19 protein-coding genes are annotated in these 19792 nt (G+C 52.1%); 11 read left to right on the top strand and 8 right to left on the bottom strand.

Annotation, left to right across the window (positions count from 1 at the left end):
* Positions 1-45: 45 nt before the first annotated feature.
* The gene (gene adhE, locus E2F51_RS19185) at positions 46-2730 is read right to left on the bottom strand and encodes a bifunctional acetaldehyde-CoA/alcohol dehydrogenase (RefSeq protein ID WP_134824271.1); all 2685 of its coding nucleotides are present in this window, start codon (positions 2728-2730) and stop codon (positions 46-48) included.
* Between the two features lie 488 nt (positions 2731-3218).
* Here adhE and E2F51_RS19180 point away from each other — a divergent pair, with 488 nt between their 5' ends.
* From E2F51_RS19180 to oppF, 7 genes are all read left to right on the top strand, one after another.
* Positions 3219-3866, top strand: coding sequence for a YchE family NAAT transporter (locus E2F51_RS19180; protein ID WP_013202418.1), 648 nt, complete (start codon positions 3219-3221; stop codon positions 3864-3866).
* 703 nt (positions 3867-4569) lie between these two features.
* Entirely contained in the window at positions 4570-6126 is a 1557-nt protein-coding gene (locus tag E2F51_RS19175; protein WP_371732192.1) for an ABC transporter substrate-binding protein, read from the top strand.
* A gap of 168 nt (positions 6127-6294) precedes the next feature.
* Positions 6295-7926, top strand: a complete 1632-nt coding sequence (gene oppA / locus E2F51_RS19170) for an oligopeptide ABC transporter substrate-binding protein OppA (protein WP_013202416.1) — start codon at positions 6295-6297, stop codon at positions 7924-7926.
* 84 nt (positions 7927-8010) lie between these two features.
* The gene (oppB, locus tag E2F51_RS19165; RefSeq protein WP_013202415.1) at positions 8011-8931 is read left to right on the top strand and encodes an oligopeptide ABC transporter permease OppB; all 921 of its coding nucleotides are present in this window, start codon (positions 8011-8013) and stop codon (positions 8929-8931) included.
* 14 nt (positions 8932-8945) lie between these two features.
* A complete protein-coding gene (oppC, locus tag E2F51_RS19160; RefSeq protein ID WP_053142822.1) occupies positions 8946-9854 on the top strand; it encodes an oligopeptide ABC transporter permease OppC in 909 nt (302 codons plus the stop codon).
* An 11-nt stretch (positions 9855-9865) separates the two neighbouring features.
* The gene (locus E2F51_RS19155; RefSeq protein ID WP_013202413.1) at positions 9866-10882 is read left to right on the top strand and encodes an ABC transporter ATP-binding protein; all 1017 of its coding nucleotides are present in this window, start codon (positions 9866-9868) and stop codon (positions 10880-10882) included.
* Positions 10879-11880 carry a murein tripeptide/oligopeptide ABC transporter ATP binding protein OppF gene (gene oppF / locus E2F51_RS19150; RefSeq protein WP_134824269.1) on the top strand — a complete coding sequence of 334 codons (1002 nt, stop codon included), beginning with the start codon at positions 10879-10881 and terminating at the stop codon, positions 11878-11880. The genes E2F51_RS19155 and oppF overlap by 4 nt, the downstream gene beginning before the upstream one ends.
* A 58-nt stretch (positions 11881-11938) precedes the next feature.
* Here the strand turns inward: oppF and E2F51_RS19145 are convergent, their stop codons facing one another.
* A complete protein-coding gene (locus tag E2F51_RS19145) occupies positions 11939-12262 on the bottom strand; it encodes an HI1450 family dsDNA-mimic protein (protein ID WP_041692021.1) in 324 nt (107 codons plus the stop codon).
* 47 nt (positions 12263-12309) lie between these two features.
* Positions 12310-13770 (bottom strand): cardiolipin synthase, encoded by a 1461-nt coding sequence (gene cls / locus E2F51_RS19140; protein WP_134824268.1) that lies wholly within the window; start codon positions 13768-13770, stop codon positions 12310-12312.
* A gap of 150 nt (positions 13771-13920) precedes the next feature.
* Here cls and E2F51_RS19135 point away from each other — a divergent pair, with 150 nt between their 5' ends.
* Positions 13921-14094, top strand: a complete 174-nt coding sequence (locus E2F51_RS19135; protein ID WP_134824267.1) for a YciY family protein — start codon at positions 13921-13923, stop codon at positions 14092-14094.
* A 622-nt stretch (positions 14095-14716) separates the two neighbouring features.
* The gene (locus tag E2F51_RS19125; protein ID WP_134824266.1) at positions 14717-14998 is read left to right on the top strand and encodes a hypothetical protein; all 282 of its coding nucleotides are present in this window, start codon (positions 14717-14719) and stop codon (positions 14996-14998) included.
* Between the two features lie 305 nt (positions 14999-15303).
* Here E2F51_RS19125 and E2F51_RS19120 read toward each other — a convergent pair whose 3' ends face one another.
* Positions 15304-15600 (bottom strand): YciI family protein, encoded by a 297-nt coding sequence (locus E2F51_RS19120; RefSeq protein ID WP_013202408.1) that lies wholly within the window; start codon positions 15598-15600, stop codon positions 15304-15306.
* A 205-nt stretch (positions 15601-15805) separates the two neighbouring features.
* On the opposite strand from E2F51_RS19120, the gene tonB reads away from it, so the two are divergent.
* Complete coding sequence (tonB, locus tag E2F51_RS19115; RefSeq protein ID WP_134824265.1) at positions 15806-16546, top strand: TonB system transport protein TonB; 741 nt, start codon at positions 15806-15808, stop codon at positions 16544-16546.
* Between the two features lie 57 nt (positions 16547-16603).
* Here the strand turns inward: tonB and yciA are convergent, their stop codons facing one another.
* From yciA to E2F51_RS19100, 3 genes are all read right to left on the bottom strand, one after another.
* Complete coding sequence (gene yciA / locus E2F51_RS19110) at positions 16604-17035, bottom strand: acyl-CoA thioester hydrolase YciA (RefSeq protein ID WP_013202406.1); 432 nt, start codon at positions 17033-17035, stop codon at positions 16604-16606.
* A 57-nt stretch (positions 17036-17092) separates the two neighbouring features.
* A complete protein-coding gene (locus E2F51_RS19105; protein WP_013202405.1) occupies positions 17093-17629 on the bottom strand; it encodes a septation protein A in 537 nt (178 codons plus the stop codon).
* 67 nt (positions 17630-17696) lie between these two features.
* Positions 17697-18434, bottom strand: coding sequence for a YciC family protein (locus tag E2F51_RS19100; protein ID WP_053142834.1), 738 nt, complete (start codon positions 18432-18434; stop codon positions 17697-17699).
* A gap of 339 nt (positions 18435-18773) precedes the next feature.
* Between E2F51_RS19100 and ompW the strand changes: the two genes are divergently transcribed.
* The gene (ompW, locus tag E2F51_RS19095; RefSeq protein WP_013202403.1) at positions 18774-19406 is read left to right on the top strand and encodes an outer membrane protein OmpW; all 633 of its coding nucleotides are present in this window, start codon (positions 18774-18776) and stop codon (positions 19404-19406) included.
* A gap of 60 nt (positions 19407-19466) precedes the next feature.
* On the opposite strand, the gene E2F51_RS19090 is transcribed toward ompW, so the two are convergent.
* Entirely contained in the window at positions 19467-19781 is a 315-nt protein-coding gene (locus E2F51_RS19090; protein ID WP_013202402.1) for a BON domain-containing protein, read from the bottom strand.
* Positions 19782-19792: the final 11 nt, after the last annotated feature.

Here is a 19792-nt window from a genome sequence, read left to right as displayed (position 1 = left end):
GCCAATAAAAAACCCGCCGGTTGGCGGGTTTTTTTTAAGCAACTTTTACTTTTTCACTTTCTTTTCGACTTGCTTAACCGCGACCGGTTGGGCTTCAATCGCTTCGGCGATGTTGGCAAACACTTCCTGGTACTCAACGCCGTAGAAAGTATCCAGCATGATTTGTTTTAGCTCAGCAATCAGCGGATAGCGTGGGTTAGCACCGGTACACTGGTCATCGAAGGCATCTTCAGCCAGCTTATCGACTTTCGCCAGGAAATCAGCTTCCTGTACGCCAGCCTCGCGGATTGATTTAGGGATACCCAGTTGCGCTTTCATCTCTTCCAGCCAGGCCAGCAGTTTCTCAATTTTCTGCGCCGTACGGTCACCAGGTGCGCTCAGACGCAGATGGTCAGCCACTTCGGCATAACGACGACGAGCCTGCGGACGATCGTACTGACTGAATGCTGTCTGTTTGGTTGGGTTATCGTTAGCGTTATAGCGGATAACGTTACAAATCAGCAGGGCGTTAGCCAGACCGTGTGGAATATGGAACTCTGAACCCAGTTTGTGGGCCATTGAGTGGCAAACCCCAAGGAAGGCGTTGGCAAACGCGATACCGGCGATGGTGGCAGCATTGTGCACACGCTCACGGGCTACCGGGTTTTTCGCGCCTTCGTTGTAACTGGCCGGCAGGTTTTCCTGCAACAGTTTCAGCGCTTGCAGCGCCTGACCATCAGAGTACTCATTGGCCAGCACAGACACATAGGCTTCCAGAGAGTGGGTAACCGCATCCAGACCGCCGAAGGCACAGAGTGACTTAGGCATGTTCATCACCAGGTTGGCATCGACAATCGCCATGTCCGGGGTCAGGGCATAGTCAGCCAGCGGATATTTCTGGCCAGTTGCATCGTCGGTCACTACCGCAAATGGTGTCACTTCTGAACCGGTACCGGAGGTGGTAGTGATAGCAATCATTTTTGCTTTCACGCCCATTTTCGGGAATTTGTAGATGCGTTTACGGATATCCATAAAGCGCAGCGCCAGTTCTTCAAAGTGGGTTTCCGGATGTTCGTACATCACCCACATGATTTTCGCGGCGTCCATCGGTGAACCGCCGCCCAGGGCGATAATCACATCAGGTTTGAAGGAGTTCATCTGCTCAGCCCCTTTACGCACAATGCTCAGCGTTGGGTCAGCTTCTACTTCGAAGAACACTTCAGTTTCAATGCCGTGAGATTTCAGCACTGACACCACCTGATCGGCGTAACCGTTGTTGAACAGATAGCGGTCAGTGACGATAAAGGCGCGTTTTGCTCCATCGGTCGCCACTTCTTCAAGAGCGATAGGCAATGAGCCGCGACGGAAGTAGATAGACTTAGGAAGTTTATGCCACAACATATTCTCTGCTCGCTTAGCCACGGTTTTCTTGTTGATCAGATGTTTAGGTCCGACGTTTTCAGAAATGGAGTTACCACCCCAGGAACCACAGCCCAGCGTCAGAGACGGCGCCAGTTTAAAGTTGTACAGGTCACCGATACCACCCTGTGAAGCCGGGGTGTTAATCAGGATACGTGCGGTCTTCATTTTGTCGCCGAAGTAGTTAACACGCTCACGCTCGTTATCCTGGTCGGTGTACAGACAAGAGGTGTGACCGATACCGCCCATAGCGACCAGTTTTTCCGCTTTGCTAACCGCATCGTGGAAATCTTTCGCACGGTACATGGCAAGGGTAGGAGAGAGTTTTTCATGGGCGAAGGGCTCGGATTCATCAACCAGCTGCACTTCGCCAATCAGAATCTTGGTGCTTGGAGGCACGTTGATGCCGGCCATCTCGGCAATTTTCACCGCTGGCTGGCCCACGATAGCGGCATTCAGCCCACCGTTTTTCAGGATGATATCCTGCACAGCTTTTAAATCGCTGCCCTGCAGCATGTAGCCGCCGTGGCTGGCGAAACGCTCGCGAACCGCGTCATAAGCGGAGTCGACCACGATGACGGACTGCTCAGACGCACAGATTACGCCGTTATCGAAGGTTTTGGACATCAGGATAGATGCCACAGCACGCTTGATATCTGCCGTTTCATCGATAACTACCGGGGTATTACCTGCACCCACACCAATTGCTGGTTTACCGGAGCTGTAGGCCGCTTTAACCATGCCTGGACCACCGGTCGCAAGGATCAGGTTTATCTCTGGGTGGTGCATCAGCTGGTTTGACAGCTCAACAGACGGGGCATCGATCCAGCCGATGATATCTTTTGGCGCACCGGCGGCGATAGCAGCCTGCAGCACAATATCGGCCGCTTTATTGGTCGCGTCTTTCGCTCTTGGATGTGGTGAGAAGATAATGCCGTTACGGGTTTTGAGGCTGATCAGCGCTTTGAAGATGGCGGTAGAAGTTGGGTTAGTCGTTGGCACGATACCGCAGATCAGGCCGATAGGTTCAGCGATAGTGATGGTGCCGAAGGTCTCATCAGTACCGAGAATACCGCAGGTTTTTTCGTCTTTGTAAGCGTTATAGATGTATTCGGAAGCGAAGTGGTTTTTGATAACTTTGTCTTCAACGATCCCCATACCGGATTCCGCAACGGCCATTTTGGCCAGTGGAATGCGTGCATCTGCTGCAGCTAACGCTGCGGCACGGAAAATTTTGTCGACCTGCTCTTGAGTGAAGTTGGCGTATTCGCGCTGTGCTTTTTTAACACGTTCAACAAGTGCGTTAAGTTCAGCAACATTAGTAACGGCCATAATGCATCTCCTGATGGAAGTTAAACTCTATTAGTAAACAAGTCAGAATCAGGAAGTATAGTCATGCGTTGTTAATGTGTTGTGATCTCGCTGTGACTAACTTGAATTCCTGCTAAAAAGTTCTACAGGTTTACTGAAAGAGTCTGCACCTGACTTTACTCACCACGACCAGGGCATCGACTTACCACTCCATTTGGTGATTCAAAGCTTACTCACTTAGAGGTAAGCCAATTTTGATTTAGATCATCTTTACCCCAAGCTGACACCTTTCAGCAGCAACAATTATCGCCTTTGCGAGGATGGGGTTTGAATAAGTGTCGTTACGTTTTGCGCGGCAGATCTTAAGAACCTTATGCAGCCTGAAAGACAGTGAAAAGCACTGATAAATGCGCGTTAATCCAGATGAAAATTCGAAGTAATGCCATGGCAAACCCAGGGGTTTTCCCGTACATTAGCCGCCAGTAAATTGGCCCTTTCAGGAGCATCACGTGAATCCGGCACTTTTAGACCTTTCCGGCTATATCAAATTTTTTGTTGGGCTGTTTGCTCTGGTGAATCCGGTGGGGATCATTCCGGTGTTTATCAGCATGACCAGTTATCAGGTTGCAGCTGCCCGTAATAAAACCAATCTGACCGCCAACGTATCGGTGGCGATTATCCTCTGGACCTCGCTGTTTCTCGGTGATGGCATCCTGCATATCTTTGGCATCTCTATCGATTCCTTCCGTATTGCCGGCGGGATCCTGGTGGTGACGATTGCGATGTCTATGATCAGCGGGAAACTGGGCGAAGATAAGCAGAACAAACAAGAAAAATCAGAGTCTGCAATCAGAGAAAGTATTGGCGTGGTTCCGCTGGCGTTACCTTTAATGGCTGGGCCGGGTGCGATCAGCTCAACCATCGTCTGGAGTACCCGTTATCACAGCTGGCAAAACCTGTTGGGATTCAGCGTGGCAATTGCGCTGTTTGCGTTCTGCTGCTGGCTGTTATTCAGGGCTGCCCCTCTGATGGTCAGAGTGCTGGGTCAGACGGGTATAAACGTCATCACCCGTATTATGGGCCTGTTGCTGATGGCATTAGGTATTGAGTTTGTGGTCACCGGATTGCGGGCTTTATTCCCGGGATTAGTCACGTAAATAAACCCACACTGAAAAACCCCCTGAAAAGCGCATAATCTGCGCTTTTTTTTTGGCTGCAACAAAATGAAGCACCAAATCAGTGCAAATGAGCCTTTTTAAGCACTGTGTTAGTGCAATTATTCATTTCGCTTAACTTGCCGTTGCGGTTATTAATGTAATTACTGCAAACGTCTGCAACTCCCTCACCCAGCAATGCTTATTGATGAATTGTTACTTTTTTAACACTGTATATCGCCGTGTCAGTTGCGCATTACCAGATTTATATCCTGCAAAAAACCATTAATGTAATATCTAAAGCTGAAAACAGCGCAAAGTTAAGAAATTAGATTAAATTTTGCACTATGACACCAGTCAAAGTGGGTGTTTTATAGGCGTTAATGCACTTAACTATCTATTTATCATTAGGTTGTGTGTTAATTTCACTTGTTAAATAACATTTCATCATATTAATTAGTTGTGATAAAAGAGAATTAGGTAACATTTTTGTCATTTTGCTTTGGCGTAAAAATCAGCGTTCTGATAGTTTTCGAATGCTTTGTTTAAAACTGGCATCGGATGTGCAATTGACTACCACTTTTTCCGATTTGGCTGCCGATCCACGAACACAGGTTATCAACGCTTAATGAAATGCATTCCGTTTTCCCGTCAGCATCTGAGTCAGGCCGTTATCTTGAGTTTGACTATCGGTACCGGCAGCGCAATGGCCGCTTCAGTACCCGCAGGCATTAACCTGGCCGCACAGCAGTCCATGGTGATAAACAACGGCACGGAAGTGTCTTCACTGGATCCGCAAAAAGTTGAGGGTGTGCCGGAAAGCAACATCATTCTGAACCTGCTGGAAGGTCTGACAACCACTGACAACAACGGGCATGTGGTTCCGGGCGTGGCGGAAAGCTGGCAAAGCGAGCAGGGGAAAGTCTGGACGTTCACCCTGCGTGCCGACGCAAAGTGGAGCAATGGTGAGCCTGTCACCGCCGCTGATTTTGTCTACAGCTGGCAGCGTCTGGTCGATCCAAAAACGGCTTCGCCTTATGCCAGCTACCTGCAATATGCCCACATTGAAAATATCGATGACATTCTGGCGGGGAAGAAGCCGGCCAGTGAGCTGGGCGTGAAGGCGCTGGACGACCGCCACCTTCAGGTGACCCTGAGCGAACCCGTTCCTTATTTTATCGCCCTAACCGCGCATACCTCGCTGAAGCCGGTCTATCGCAAGGCGATAGAGCAGTGGGGCGAGCAGTGGACACTGCCGGGGCACTATGTTGGTAACGGCGCTTATACGCTAGGTGAGTGGGTGATTAACGAGAAGATCGTGGTCAAGCGCAACCCGCTGTATTGGAACAATGCCAAATCGGTGATTGAAACCGCCACCTTCCTGCCGATCGCGTCAGAGTCCGGCGACGTTAACCGCTACCGTAGCGGTGAAATCGACATGACCAACAGCGCTTTACCGCCGGATTTATTCCCAACGCTGAAGAAAACGCTGGGCACGCAGGTGCGCATCAGCCCGCTGCTTTGCACCTTCTATTATGAGCTGAACAACAAACGCGCGCCGTTTAACGATCCCCGGGTACGTACCGCGGTGAAGTTGACGCTCGACCGCAGCATCATCACCGACAAAATTATGGGCCAGGGACAGATCCCGGCCGGTGGCTTCACGCCGCCGTTTATTGATGGTGCCGAATTAACCCAGCCAGACTGGATGAAGCTGACTCAGCAGCAGCGTAACGAGCAGGCCAAAAAACTGCTGGCGGAAGCCGGTTACAGCAGCGCGAAACCACTGACCTTCAGCCTGCTCTACAACACCTCTGATGTGAATAAAAAGCAGGCCATTGCCGCTGCATCAATGTGGAGTAAAAACCTGGGGGCCAAAGTCTCGCTGGATAACCAGGAATGGAAAACCATGCTCGATACCCGTCATCAGGGGAATTTCGACGTGGCGCGTGCAACCTGGTGTTCGGATTACAACGAGCCCTCGACTTTCCTCAACGCCATGTTAAGCAACTCTTCCAGCAATACGGCGTTTTATAAAAGCGACAAATTCGATGCGCTGATCGCGAAATCACTGACCGTTTCTGATCGTGAGCGTCCGGCCGTTTATCAGCAGGCTGAACAGCAGCTCGATCGTGATTCGGCTATCGTGCCGGTTTATTATCGCGTCAGCGCACGCTTGGTAAAACCCTGGGTTGGCGGGTTTACCGGCAAAGATCCTCAGGATCTGACCGACGTGAAGTATTTTTACATCGTTAAGCATTGAGATTGGGCGAACGTTTTCGACCGATCGCAAAGAAAGAAACAGGCAGGGTAAAGCACCATCACCAGGCGGATCCACGTTCCGGTTCGCCAGGCAAATAACCCGATAACGGGGGTAGCTGATGATTATTCAGACCACATTAGCAATGATAAAAACTGGAGTAGGTAACTCATGACCAACATCACGAAAAAAAGCCTGATTGCTCTTGGCATTATGACTGCGCTGGCAGGCAATCTGGCTATGGCTGCTACGGTGCCTGCGGGCGTCGATTTAGCGGCAAAACAGGAGCTGGTAAAGGGCAATGGCGATGAAGTTCAGTCCCTTGACCCACACAAAATTGAAGGTGTGCCTGAATCCAACGTCAGCCGTGACCTGCTCGAAGGTCTGGTGATCAGTGATACTCAGGGGCATCCAATCCCTGGCGTGGCAGAAAGCTGGGAAAACAAAGACGGCAAAGTCTGGACGTTCCATCTGCGTAAGAATGCCAAATGGTCCAACGGTGAGCCTGTAACCGCGCAGGACTTCGTTTATAGCTGGCAACGCCTGGCCGATCCTAAAACCGCGTCGCCCTATGCCAGTTACCTGCAATACGGTCATCTTGAAAACATCGATGACATCATCGCCGGCAAGAAAAGCCCTGACACACTGGGCGTGAAGGCGCTGGATGCCAACACCTTACAGGTGACGCTGAGCGAAGCGGTTCCTTACTTCTTCAAATTACTGATCCACCCATCCATGTCTCCGGTTTACAAACCAGCCGTGGACAAATTCGGTGAGAAGTGGACTCAGCCGGAAAACTGGGTCGGTAACGGCGCGTTCAAATTACAGGCGCACGTGATCAACGAACGTATTGTGGTCGTGCGTAACCCGGACTACTGGGACAACGCCAACACCAAACTGGATAAAGTGACTTTCCTGCCAATTTCGTCTGAAGTCAGCGACGTTAACCGCTACTTCAGTAACGATGGCAGCGACATGACCTACAACAACATGCCAATCGAGCTGTTCAAAAAACTGCAGCGCGATAACCCGAAAGAGCTGCATGTTGATCCGTACCTGTGTACTTACTACTACGAAATCAACAACCAGAAAGCACCATTCACCGACCCACGCGTTCGTGAAGCGCTGAAGCTGGGCCTGGACCGTGACATCATGGTTAACAAGGTGCTGGCACAGGGTCAGCTGCCGGCCTACAGCTACACGCCGCCAGCCACCGACGGTGCCAACCTGACCAAACCAGAGTGGTTCAGCTGGTCTCAGGACAAACGTAATGCCGAAGCGAAAAAACTGCTGGCGGAAGCGGGCTACACTGCCGACAAGCCACTGACCTTCGAGCTGCTGTATAACACTTCCGATCTGCACAAAAAGCTGGCGATTGCCGCCTCGTCGATCTGGAAGAAAAACCTCGGCGTGAACATCAAGCTGAACAACCAGGAGTGGAAAACCTTCCTGGATACGCGTCACCAGGGCAACTTTGACGTTTCCCGTGCCGCATGGTGTGCGGACTACAACGAACCTAGCTCGTTCCTGAACACCATGATCTCTGACAGCAGCTCCAACACGGCTCACTATAAGTCAGCGGCATTCGATAAAGTGATGGCCGATTCTGCGAAAGCCAGTGATGAGAAAAGCCGTAGCGACCTGTACGCCAAAGCTGAGCAAATCCTTGATAAAGACTCAGCAATCGTTCCGGTCTACTACTACGTGAACGCCCGTCTGGTGAAAACCTACGTCGGTGGCTACACCGGTAAAGATGCGCTGGACAACGTGTACGACAAAAATCTGTATATCATCAAGCATTAATCGCAACAATTTGGGGGAAGGGCGACCTTCCCCCAGCGTGTATATTTTAAGCAGTGCTGAGGCACAAGCCAGCAGGTACGGGCAATGGTAAAATTCATCTTTCGTCGTTTTCTGGAAGCGATTCCGACGTTACTTATTCTGATTACTATCTCCTTCTTTATGATGCGCTTAGCACCGGGAAGTCCTTTTACCGGTGAACGCACGCTGTCGCCTGAGGTGATGGCCAATATCGAAGCCAAATACCATCTGAACGATCCGATCTGGAAGCAGTACACCAACTATCTGGTGCAGCTGGCCCACGGTGATTTCGGTCCTTCGTTCAAATACAAAGACTATTCGGTTAACTATCTTGTCGGCCATGCGTTCCCGGTCTCCGCAAAACTGGGACTGGCTGCATTTCTTCTCGCGGTGATCCTCGGGGTAGCTGCTGGCGTCATCGCCGCATTAAAGCAGAACACCAAGTGGGACTTTGTGGTGATGGGGGTGGCAATGACCGGCGTGGTGATACCCAGCTTCGTGGTTGCGCCGTTGCTGGTTCTGATCTTTGCGATAGCGTTGAAATGGCTGCCGGGCGGTGGCTGGAACGGTGGCGAGGTCAAATATATGATCCTGCCGATGGTCGCTCTGTCACTGGCCTATATCGCCAGCATCGCGCGTATTACCCGCGGCTCAATGATTGAGGTTTTGCACTCTAACTTTATCCGTACGGCACGCGCCAAAGGGTTACCGATGCGCCGCATCGTGCTGCGCCATGCGCTGAAACCCGCCATGCTGCCGGTGCTCTCATACCTCGGCCCGGCCTTTGTCGGGATCATCACCGGTTCGATGGTGATCGAAACCATTTATGGTCTGCCGGGTATCGGTCAGCTGTTTGTGAATGGCGCATTAAACCGCGACTACTCGCTGGTGCTGAGCCTGACCATTCTGGTTGGTGTGCTGACCATTCTGTTCAATGCGATTGTTGACGTGCTGTATGCCGTTATCGATCCGAAAATTCGTTATTAATCGCGGAGCTCGCCATGATGTTGAGTAAGAAAAAGAGCGAAGCTCTCGAAGCCTTCAGCGAAAAGCTGGAAATAGAAGGCCGTAGCCTGTGGCAGGATGCGCGTCGACGCTTTATCCACAACCGTGCCGCCTTAGCCAGCCTGGTCGTGCTGCTGTTGATTGCCCTGTTTGTCATCTTTGCGCCGATGTTGTCGTCCTTTACCTATGACGATACCGACTGGGGCATGATGTCAGCTGCGCCGGATATGGTGTCAAAACACTACTTCGGCACCGATTCATCGGGCCGCGATCTGCTGGTGCGTGTGGCGATTGGCGGACGTATCTCGCTGATGGTGGGGATTGCCTCCGCGCTGGTGGCCGTGCTGGTCGGCACGCTGTACGGCTCGCTGGCAGGCTATCTGGGCGGCAAAACCGACTCGGTGATGATGCGCCTGCTGGAAATCCTTAACTCCTTCCCGTTCATGTTCTTCGTGATCCTGTTGGTGACCTTCTTCGGCCGCAATATTCTGCTGATTTTCGTCGCTATCGGCCTGGTTTCCTGGCTGGATATGGCGCGTATTGTGCGCGGCCAAACCCTGAGCCTGAAGCGCAAAGAGTTTATCGAAGCTGCCCACGTTGGCGGTGTCTCCACCTTCAGCATCGTACTGCGTCACATCGTGCCGAACGTACTGGGTGTGGTGGTGGTGTACGCCTCGCTGCTGGTGCCAAGCATGATCCTGTTTGAGTCCTTCCTGAGCTTCCTTGGATTGGGCACCCAGGAGCCGCTAAGTAGCTGGGGCGCGCTGCTGAGCGACGGGGCGAACTCCATGGAAGTCTCGCCATGGCTGCTGATGTTCCCGGCCGGTTTCCTGGTGGTGACGCTGTTCTGTTTCAACTTTATCGGCGATGGCCTGCGTGATGCCCTCGACCCGAAAGATCGTTAAGGAGTTTCCCGATGAGCGTAATTGAAATGCAGCCAGCAATGGCAAAAAAAGCGGGAACCGACCTTCTGCTGGACGTAAAAGATCTGCGCGTCACCTTTGGTACGCCAGACGGTGATGTCACTGCCGTGAACGATTTGAACTTCAATCTGCGTGCCGGTGAAACCCTTGGCATCGTGGGTGAGTCCGGTTCCGGAAAATCCCAGACGGCCTTTGCCCTGATGGGGCTGTTGGCGAACAACGGCCGTATTGGCGGCTCTGCGCTGTTTAATGGCAATGAAATCCTCAATCTGCCAGAGAATAAGCTGAACAGACTGCGTGCCGAGCAGATTGCGATGATCTTCCAGGACCCGATGACCTCACTGAACCCGTATATGAAGGTCGGTGAACAGCTGATGGAAGTGCTGAAGCTGCACAAGGGCATGAACAGTGCTCAGGCCTTCGAAGAGTCAGTGCGTATGCTGGATGCGGTGAAAATGCCGGAAGCGCGCAAGCGAATGAAAATGTATCCACATGAATTCTCCGGCGGCATGCGCCAGCGCGTAATGATTGCCATGGCGCTGCTGTGCAAGCCGAAGCTGCTGATTGCAGATGAGCCGACCACCGCGCTGGATGTGACGGTGCAGGCGCAGATCATGACGCTGCTGAACGATCTGAAGCGCGAATTCAATACCGCCATCATTATGATCACCCACGATCTGGGCGTCGTCGCCGGGATCTGTGACCGCGTGCTGGTAATGTATGCCGGAAGAACGATGGAATATGGCACTGCGCGTGACGTGTTCTATCAGCCAACGCATCCTTACTCGATTGGTTTACTGAATGCGGTGCCCCGTCTGGATGCAGAGGAAGGTGACTCGTTAGTGACCATCTCCGGTAATCCACCAAACCTGCTGCGTTTACCAAAAGGCTGTCCGTTCCAGCCTCGTTGCCAACATGCGATGGAAATCTGTTCCACCGCGCCGCCGCTGGAGCCATTTGGTGAAGGACGCCTGCGTGCCTGCTTTAAACCCGTGGAGGAGCTGGTATGAGCGCGGTAGCCGAAAAGAAAGTTCTGTTAGAAATTGCCGATCTCAAAGTCCATTTTGATATCAAAGACGGTAAGCAGTGGTTCTGGCAGCCGTCAAAAACCCTGAAAGCCGTAGATGGTGTCAGCCTGCGCCTGTACGAAGGTGAGACGTTAGGCGTGGTTGGTGAATCAGGTTGCGGCAAGTCGACGCTGGCTCGCGCCATCATCGGACTGGTCAAGGCTACCGAAGGGCGCGTTGCCTGGCTGGGTCGCGATCTGCTGGGGCAGAGTGAAGAAGAGTGGCGCAGAGCGCGCAGCGATATCCAGATGATTTTCCAGGATCCGCTGGCTTCACTGAATCCACGTATGAACATTGGCGATATCATCGCTGAGCCATTGCGCACCTACCATCCTAAAATGCCGCGCCAGGAAGTGAAGGAGCGGGTAAAAACGATGATGATGAAGGTGGGCCTGCTGCCAAACCTGATCAACCGTTATCCCCATGAATTCTCCGGCGGCCAGTGTCAGCGAATCGGTATTGCCCGTGCGTTGATCCTCGAGCCAAAACTGATCATCTGTGATGAACCGGTTTCTGCGCTGGACGTATCGATTCAGGCGCAGGTGGTCAATCTGTTGCAGAAACTGCAGCGTGAAATGGGCCTGTCACTGATCTTCATCGCGCATGACCTGGCGGTGGTTAAGCATATTTCCGACCGCGTTCTGGTGATGTATCTGGGCCATGCGGTGGAGCTGGGTACCTATAAAGAGGTGTATCAGAATCCACAGCATCCTTACACCAGAGCCTTGATGTCAGCCGTGCCGATCCCCGATCCGGACCTGGAAAAAAACAAGGTGATTCAGCTGCTGGAAGGGGAACTGCCTTCGCCAATCAATCCGCCGTCAGGCTGCGTATTCAGAACGCGCTGCCCGATTGCCGGACCGGAATGCGCGATAACCCGTCCGTTGCTGGAGGGAAGCTTCCATCATGCGGTGTCCTGTCTGAAGGTCGATCCGCTATAAGCCAAACGAAAAAGGCCGGGCAATTTGCCCGGCCTTTTAACTGTCTGCGCTGAAAAAATTATTCACGCCACAGGATATGGCACAGCTTGTTGTCTTTCTCACGGCACAGCAGCACGCGGGCAAAGACATCATTGATCGGCTCGCCATCAGCATCGCCCAGACCAATCACCACTTCACAGAAGAAGTCCGGGTTCAGATCATAATCCACATGCTCAGACCAGTCTTCTGAAGGATCGAAGAGTTCGGCGCCGCCGCGCTCCTCAAACTGAAGATTGAACAAAATGATATCGGCTGGATCAAGATTATCCCCCGCCAGCTCCAGGAAAATATCGTAGGCCTGTTCAAGGGTTTCATCTTCGGTAAGGCGGTTATTTAAATCCATAACATTTCCCATAATGCCCCTGCGGGCGCTGTGCAATTCCGCTCGTTTTACAGCAACGGACTAAAGAAGTAAAACAGTCGTTCAACAATACGCTGCCAGTAGGCACGTCTTGACCAACGCTGGCCATCAACCAGCCGCGATCGGGCGATATAATCGTCCTGTACGCGGGCCAGATCGCCACCAAAACCATCATCGTCAATCACCATAGTGATTTCAAAATTCAGCCACAGGCTGCGCATATCGAGATTCACCGTGCCCACCAGACTGAGCTGACCATCGACCAGCACGCTCTTGGTATGCAGCAGACCGTCTTCAAACTGGTAAATCTTCACGCCGGCGGCCAGCAGCTCGGCAAAAAAGGCCCGGCTCGCCCAGCCAACCAGCATTGAATCGTTATGGCGCGGCACAATAATGCTGACGTCGACGCCGCGCAGCGCGGCGGTGCAGATGGCATGCAGTAAATCATCGCTGGGCACAAAGTAGGGCGTGGTCATAATCAGCTGCTCACGGGCGGCATACACCGCGGTAAGCAACGCCTGATGGATCAGGTCTTCCGGGAAGCCGGGCCCGGAAGCGATCACCTGGATGGTATGACCGCTTTCCTCTTCAAACGGCATGATGTTGCCGTCGGGCGGTGGCGGCAAAATGCGTTTACCGGTCTCAATCTCCCAGTCACAGGAGTAGATGATGCCCATGGCGGTGGCAACGGGGCCTTCCATACGGGCCATCAAATCGAACCACTGACCTACGCCGGCATCCTGCTTAAAGTAACGCGGATCGACCAGGTTCATACTGCCGGTATACGCGATGTAATTATCAATTAGCACGATTTTGCGGTGCTGACGCAGATCCATGCGGCGTAAAAACACGCGCCACAGGCTGACCTTAAGTGACTCCACCACATCCACACCGGCATTGCGCATCATTGCCGCCCACGGGCTACGGAAGAACTGCACGCTACCGGCTGAATCCAGCATCAGTCGGCAATGCACGCCACGACGCGCTGCGGCCATCAGGCATTCTGCAACTTCATCGGCCAGGCCGCCAGGCTGCCAGATATAGAACACCATCTCGATATTATGGCGTGCCAACTGGATATCACGCACTAACGCCTTAAGCGTTTCATCGGTAGACGTGAGCAGCTGCAGCTGATTGCCTTTCACGCCGGCAATGCCCTGACGATTTTCACACAGCTGGAACAGGGAACGTGCCACATCGCTGTTTTCATGCGAGAAGATGTGGTGACAGGACTTTAAATCATTCAGCCACCGGGCGGTTGACGGCCACATGGTGCGGGCGCGCTCGGCGCGGCGTTTACCCAGATGCAGCTCACCGAACGACAGATAGGCGATGATCCCTACAAGCGGCAGAATATAAATAATCAGTAGCCAGGCCATGGCAGACGGTACGGCGCGGCGCTTCATCAGGATACGTAGCGTAACCCCGGCGATCAGCAGCCAGTAGCCAAATACCAGCAGCCAGCTGAGTACTGAATAAAATGTCGTCATGTAAGTGGAAGTCCTGTTCACGCTTGAATAGAGGGAGTTTACGTGTTGATGACAGCAGGCGAAACCTTTTCCTTTTTAAAGTCATCGGACCTGGCGGGCATTAAGAAAGGTCTATAATGCGGCGCGAGTTTTTCAAGCGAAGAGGGCAAGATGAGACGGAGTAGAAATGAAGTTGCACGCTGGCGCATGTCACGGCAGATTCAGCGGCGCAGAGCACGCTGGCTGGAAGGGCAATCCCGCAGATATGGCCGGATGCATCTCATCCGCCACCAGGTGAGCCAGCAACAACGCCGGTCTATTCTTTTCATTACCCAGATCCCTTGAAATAATTTGCCGGGACGATCGCTTTCCAGGTAATGTACCCGGCAAACACCAGGCGCGTCATTAAATAGGCGTTTGTCGGCTTCAACTCGGTGACAAGGGGTGACGAGAACGTGTTTTGATGTTAGGGTGTTGTCTCTTAAGCAAAAAAAGTAGGTTTCTATCTCTAAGTTAAAATACCAATGCCCATCATGTTGCGGCAGCCAGTTTCGTTTCTCCATGCACAATGTCACCAGCAAGAATCCCCACGGCGCGCTCTGCATCTTCTGCAAATCCATAATGACAGTGAGTTACTCTTTATTGCCTGTCTCATAATGCAGAACAGATAATGCGTGCCGACCATCGCTGAGCAGAACCCTCAAATCAGCTCTGCGATGTCATTTTTATTTTTACATCTGTGATAACCCCTCCACGTTAATTACGCCACCTCCCATAAAGAGCTTGATTCGTTTTACGCAATAAGAGCCGAACGTAAGCAAGAGAGGGGAAAAACCGATAGGGATCAGGGCATGATCACAGGCATTAATTATGTAAGTAATGATACCTATTCTCATCATCAAAATGGCCCGTATAATGGCTGCGGCATTTTTTCGAAACAGAAGTTCCTGGGGATGTGGAGAGTTTGATGAGTAAGATGCAGCCCGGAGGGTTGGCGATGATCATTTCCGCCAATGTTTCAGAAAACATAGGTAAAATTGTCGAACTGATCAATTTTTTAGGCCCAAGTAAAAGCGATATCAGTGGTGAGGTCGCTCCCGCCTGGTACGTGAAGTGTGAGTCAGGACTTCTAACAACGGAAGGGAGCAATATTATGCGTGCGGGCATTTTTAGCCGGCGTTTAATGCCCCTCAGTGGCCAGGACAAACTTCATACGCAACTCCGACAAGTGGAGAGGGTGAATGACTGAAGGCACCAGGTTGTTGAAACCGTAGAAATGCAAATGCGGCTCCACCACGTTTAGCCCCCGGCAAGAGCGCCCATTCCGTCTGCTCTCCCCAATATGCCATCGAACCCGCTAACCCACCGCAGCCCTATTCATAGGTCAATTATCCGCCCTTTCATTGCCCGTTACTGATGCGCCGGCTGACGATATAAACGTGAATATGAAATGATGAGCCAGAAAAACGGTGGGTACTTAGATGTGTACCGATTGGATTTTCTGGCTCTATTCAATCATCACAACCGATTGAATATCCTGATTTATCCGCGTAATCAGAACACGCGTTTGAAAGGCTTCACCGCAACCTGCTTATACACGCCTGCGGCGATATAAGGGTCATCCTGCGCCCAGGACTGCGCCTCTTCCAGTGACGGGAACTCAGCAATAACCGTTGAGCCGCTAAAGCCCGCTTTGCCTGGCTCGTTACTGTCCACCACTGGCATTGGGCCAGCCACAATCAGCCGACCTTCATCCTGCAATAGTTGCAGACGCGCAAGGTGAGCAGGGCGTACAGCGGTACGCTTCTCGAGAGAATCAGCATTGTCTTCCGCGTAAATTACATAGAGCACGTTTACAACTCCTGTCAGGTCAATATCGTCGGCACTCACGTTAAGTGATCGTTAACCAATCTGCAAACTAAAGCGCACTCTGGCTTGATTAGGCGCAGCTCAGGGCGTTTTTCTTGTTAAATCGCCGCGGTTAAGCCGAGAGGTTGTTGAAACTGATTGCTATTTGCATTTACAATTGCGCTTCAACACTAACAGCAGAAATATTATGACGACGCTTGCAGAACATTCTTTACCCCGCCGTATTTCACTGCCGACGCTGTTCTCATTAGGACTGCATGCCGCGGTGATTGGGGGGATCCTTTATGCTTCTTTTCACCAGGTTGTTGAAGTGCCCAAAGCGTCTCAGCCGATTAGCGTCTCCCTGGTCGCACCTGAAGTGCAGCCGGAACCTCAGCCTGCACCGCAACCTGCGCCCGAGCCAGTCGCAGAGCCCGAGCCAGAACCGGTGCCTGAACCTGCACCAGAACCGCCGAAGCCTGAGCCGGTGCCAATCCCTAAACCGGTGCCGAAGCCCAAGCCTAAACCGGTGAAGAAGGAAGTGGTAAAACCGAAGAAAGAGGTTAAGCCGCACACTGAACCGCGTCAGGCTTCGCCGTTCAACAACGAGAAGACGGCGGTGGCGCCTAAGCCTTCAACCGCGCCGAAAACGTCGCCAGCGCCATCCACAGCGGTTTCTACCGGACCTAAGGCCCTGAGCGTTGGCAAGCCTGCCTATCCCGCACGTGCCTTTGCACTGCGGATGGAAGGCCGGGTGCGTGTGCAGTTCGACGTAGACAGTTCTGGTGAGGTGGGTAACATTCGCATTCTGTCGGCTGAGCCGCGCAATATGTTTGAGCGTGAAGTGAAGCAGGCGATGAAGAAATGGCGTTATGAAGCCAATAAGCCGGGCAAAGACATGACCATGAATATCGTGTTCAAGATTAACGGCGGCAGCAGCATCGAATAGAAAAAGGCGGGGAGACCCGCCTTTTTGTTGTCCGATCAACAGGTAAACCCGACAACCTTAACCCTGTTCGACGTAGCTGAAGTTGCTTTTCCCTTCAGGCAGCGGACGCGATTTCCCGGCACCATCAACGGCAACATAGACAAATACCGCTTCCGTGGTGCAGTAGCGCTGACCAATGGGTTCAGAAGAGACTTTCTTGATCCACACTTCGATATTGATGGTGATCGAGCTGGTGCCGGTGCGGATGCAACGTGCGTGACAGCTCACCACATCGCCAACGGCAACCGGCTTCAGAAAGGTCATGCCATCGGCCCGCACGGTCACCACGCGACCACCGGCAATCTCTTTCGCCAGGATCGCACCACCCATATCCATTTGTGACATCAGCCAGCCACCAAAAATATCGCCATTGGCGTTGGTATCAGCAGGCATGGCTAGCGTACGCAGCACCATCTCGCCCTGCGGCACTCTGTTGTTGTCATCATTCATTGTCAGGCTTCTCAGTAAAAAAGGGCAAAAAGCCCGGACGATTGCCGGGCTCTGTGATTATTTTTCTTCTTGTGGCATAAGACGATAAATATACAGACCGCTGACGACGGTAAAGAGCAGGGTGAGTCCGGTCAGACCGAACACTTTAAAATTAACCCAAAACTCCTGAGATAACCAAAACGCCACGTAGATATTTGCCAGACCGCAGGCGAAGAAGAAAATCGCCCAGGCAATATTCAGTTTTTTCCAGGCGAAAGACGGCAGGGTCAGCTCTTTACCCAACATGCTCTGGATCAACGGCTGCTTCATCCAGAACTGGCTGAACAGCAACGCAACGGCAAATAACGTGTAGATCACGGTCACTTTCCACTTGATGAACTCATCGTTATGGAACACCAGCGTCAGGGTGCCAAACACGGCAACCAGCACGAAAGTGATAATGGTCATTTTTTCCAGCTTGCGATACAGCACCCAACTGATGACTAAGGTCAGCGCGGTAGCGGCGATTAAGGCGCCTGAGGCGACAAAAATATCGTACAGCTTATAGAAGATGAAAAAGACCACGAGTGGAAGGAAATCGAGTAACTGCTTCATAAAGGCTTCCGGATACCAGGCTTAGAAATTACGTAGCGACTGCGAGCCCTGAAGCTCGCAGCGGCCATTAACGTAATAGCATATACAGGCGATAGAGGTAAATGATCAGTATCGCTGAGACAAGGTTACTGAGCGCGTTCAGTAACACCGAGGCGACATTGGCCGGCAGGATGGTCAGTGAAGAGGCGAGGAACAGCACCACCACTTTAGCCAGCAGCCAGACGGCAATCGCCGGAGCAACCACCTTCATCTGGCTCCATACCAGACGGGTACTGGTCCGCATGGCGGCAAAGATACCGACCTTCTCTGTTGACAGGATCACCGGTGCCAGCGACAGCACCACGGCCAGAATTAGTCCGGGTACAACCAGCGCCATAAACCCAAGCTGAATAATCAGCGTCATCAGGAACACCAGCAGCAGCAAGCGTGGCAGCGTCGGTGCAGAGGCACCAATCGCACGCAGTGCACTGACGCGCTGACCGGCTGACACCATCGGCAGCAGGCTGAGCATACCGCCGAGCAGCAAAGTGTTGCCTACCAGCGAGGCAAAGGTGCCGGCCGCAGAGGCTTTCAGCAGGACGCGTTGCTGATCGGGCGACATATTTTGCACCATTTCGATCAGGCTCATGCCAGAACCATTGTCACCGTCGGTCAGGATCGATAACTGATCGGCGCCAGGCGTGAGCGCATGACCAATCAGCACGGTAATAAAAGAGGTGAGCAGTGCCATCAGAATGATGGTAACCAGTTGATGGCGGAAAAAATTCCCCGTGTCACGGTATAACGAACCTGCCGTGAATGACATGTAGACTCCTTGAACAGCCGATTATTGCGATCCGGCGATTGTACATGGTCTGCGGGCAACCTGGCACCCTGACTTACATAACTTTCGATTAAAGAAGGTATTAGCGGTCAGTAAAGCGCATTTTTCAGCGCACTCCAATTTACCGTGATTTGACCCGCAGAGGGGAAAGACTGGCGACGCGGTGTTGAATAAAGCCAGAAAATTGATCTAAATCAACTCTATGTTTTTTAAGGACTTTGAAAGAATTGATTTGGGTGATCTTTGCAAAAATTAACGTAAAACTGTCGCCAATAAAAACAACGATTGCGCGATAGCGTATTTTTTTGCAAAGGAGTGGATATGAAAGTGAAAGCGTTGGTTCTGGCGGTGGTGGCATTACTGCCCGTGGCGGCTTCTGCTCATCAGGCAGGGGATTTCTTTATGCGTGCAGGCTCTGCCACGGTTCGACCTACCGGTGGATCGGATAACGTGCTTGGCCTCGGAGAATTCGACGTCAGTAATAATACCCAGCTTGGTTTGACGTTTACCTACATGGCGACCGACAACATTGGTATTGAACTGCTTGGCGCGACGCCGTTCCGCCATAAGGTCGGCCTGGGTGCTACCGGGACGCTGGCTACCGTTCATCAGCTGCCGCCAACGCTGATGGCACAATGGTATTTCATGGGCAATACCAGCAAAGTACAGCCGTATATGGGCATCGGTGTTAACTACACCATGTTCTATGATAACGATTTCAACCAGACAGGTCGTGACGCAGGATTAAGTAATCTGAGCGTGAAAAACTCGTGGGGACTCGCCGGTCAGGTGGGCCTGGATTATCAACTGACCCCGGACTGGATGCTGAATGCGTCGGTGTGGTACATGGACATCGACACCAAAGTCGGCTTCGATTCCCCTGCCGGCCATCAGAGCATCGATACGCGCATCAACCCAGTGGTGTTCTTCTTCGGTGCGGGATACCGTTTCTAATCTGCTGCTCAAAATGAAAAAAGGCGCTAATCAGCGCCTTTTGTTTTCAGCAGACAAAAATTACTTAATCTGCATATTGTTGGTTACAGCGGTAACGCCTTTAACAGTACGGGTCACCTGCACCGCACGGTTAGCTGCTGCTGAGCTGGAAACGAAGCCGCTCAGCTGTACGCGACCCTTAAAGGTTTCTACGTTGATTTCAGTAGATTTCAGGTCTTTAGCATTAAGCAGTTCGGATTTCACTTTAGTGGTAATCACGGTGTCATCGAGGTAACCGCCAGTGCCTTCTTTCGTTGGCGTAGGCGCACAGGCGCTGACTGTGATAGCGACAACAGCCGCAATAACCATACCCGTCAGGACTTTAAACAACTTCATTGTAATCTCCC

The organism is Erwinia sp. QL-Z3 (assembly GCF_004551645.1).
Classification (GTDB): domain Bacteria; phylum Pseudomonadota; class Gammaproteobacteria; order Enterobacterales; family Enterobacteriaceae; genus Erwinia; species Erwinia billingiae.
Note: the sequence above shows the minus strand (reverse complement) of the source record. Positions and strands in the feature narration are given on the sequence as shown.

Excerpts from the sequence above, each read along its gene's own strand:
- adhE (WP_134824271.1), bottom strand. The coding sequence starts at position 2,730 with ATGGCCGTTACTAATGTTGCTGAACTTAACGCACTTGTTGAACGTGTT.
- E2F51_RS19175 (WP_371732192.1), top strand. The coding sequence starts at position 4,570 with ATGGCCGCTTCAGTACCCGCAGGCATTAACCTGGCCGCACAGCAGTCC.
- oppA (WP_013202416.1), top strand. The coding sequence starts at position 6,295 with ATGACCAACATCACGAAAAAAAGCCTGATTGCTCTTGGCATTATGACT.
- oppB (WP_013202415.1), top strand. The coding sequence starts at position 8,011 with ATGGTAAAATTCATCTTTCGTCGTTTTCTGGAAGCGATTCCGACGTTA.
- oppC (WP_053142822.1), top strand. The coding sequence starts at position 8,946 with ATGATGTTGAGTAAGAAAAAGAGCGAAGCTCTCGAAGCCTTCAGCGAA.
- E2F51_RS19155 (WP_013202413.1), top strand. The coding sequence starts at position 9,866 with ATGAGCGTAATTGAAATGCAGCCAGCAATGGCAAAAAAAGCGGGAACC.
- oppF (WP_134824269.1), top strand. The coding sequence starts at position 10,879 with ATGAGCGCGGTAGCCGAAAAGAAAGTTCTGTTAGAAATTGCCGATCTC.
- E2F51_RS19145 (WP_041692021.1), bottom strand. The coding sequence starts at position 12,262 with ATGGATTTAAATAACCGCCTTACCGAAGATGAAACCCTTGAACAGGCC.
- cls (WP_134824268.1), bottom strand. The coding sequence starts at position 13,770 with ATGACGACATTTTATTCAGTACTCAGCTGGCTGCTGGTATTTGGCTAC.
- E2F51_RS19135 (WP_134824267.1), top strand. The coding sequence starts at position 13,921 with ATGAGACGGAGTAGAAATGAAGTTGCACGCTGGCGCATGTCACGGCAG.
- E2F51_RS19125 (WP_134824266.1), top strand. The coding sequence starts at position 14,717 with ATGAGTAAGATGCAGCCCGGAGGGTTGGCGATGATCATTTCCGCCAAT.
- tonB (WP_134824265.1), top strand. The coding sequence starts at position 15,806 with ATGACGACGCTTGCAGAACATTCTTTACCCCGCCGTATTTCACTGCCG.
- yciA (WP_013202406.1), bottom strand. The coding sequence starts at position 17,035 with ATGAATGATGACAACAACAGAGTGCCGCAGGGCGAGATGGTGCTGCGT.
- E2F51_RS19105 (WP_013202405.1), bottom strand. The coding sequence starts at position 17,629 with ATGAAGCAGTTACTCGATTTCCTTCCACTCGTGGTCTTTTTCATCTTC.
- E2F51_RS19100 (WP_053142834.1), bottom strand. The coding sequence starts at position 18,434 with ATGTCATTCACGGCAGGTTCGTTATACCGTGACACGGGGAATTTTTTC.
- ompW (WP_013202403.1), top strand. The coding sequence starts at position 18,774 with ATGAAAGTGAAAGCGTTGGTTCTGGCGGTGGTGGCATTACTGCCCGTG.
- E2F51_RS19090 (WP_013202402.1), bottom strand. The coding sequence starts at position 19,781 with ATGAAGTTGTTTAAAGTCCTGACGGGTATGGTTATTGCGGCTGTTGTC.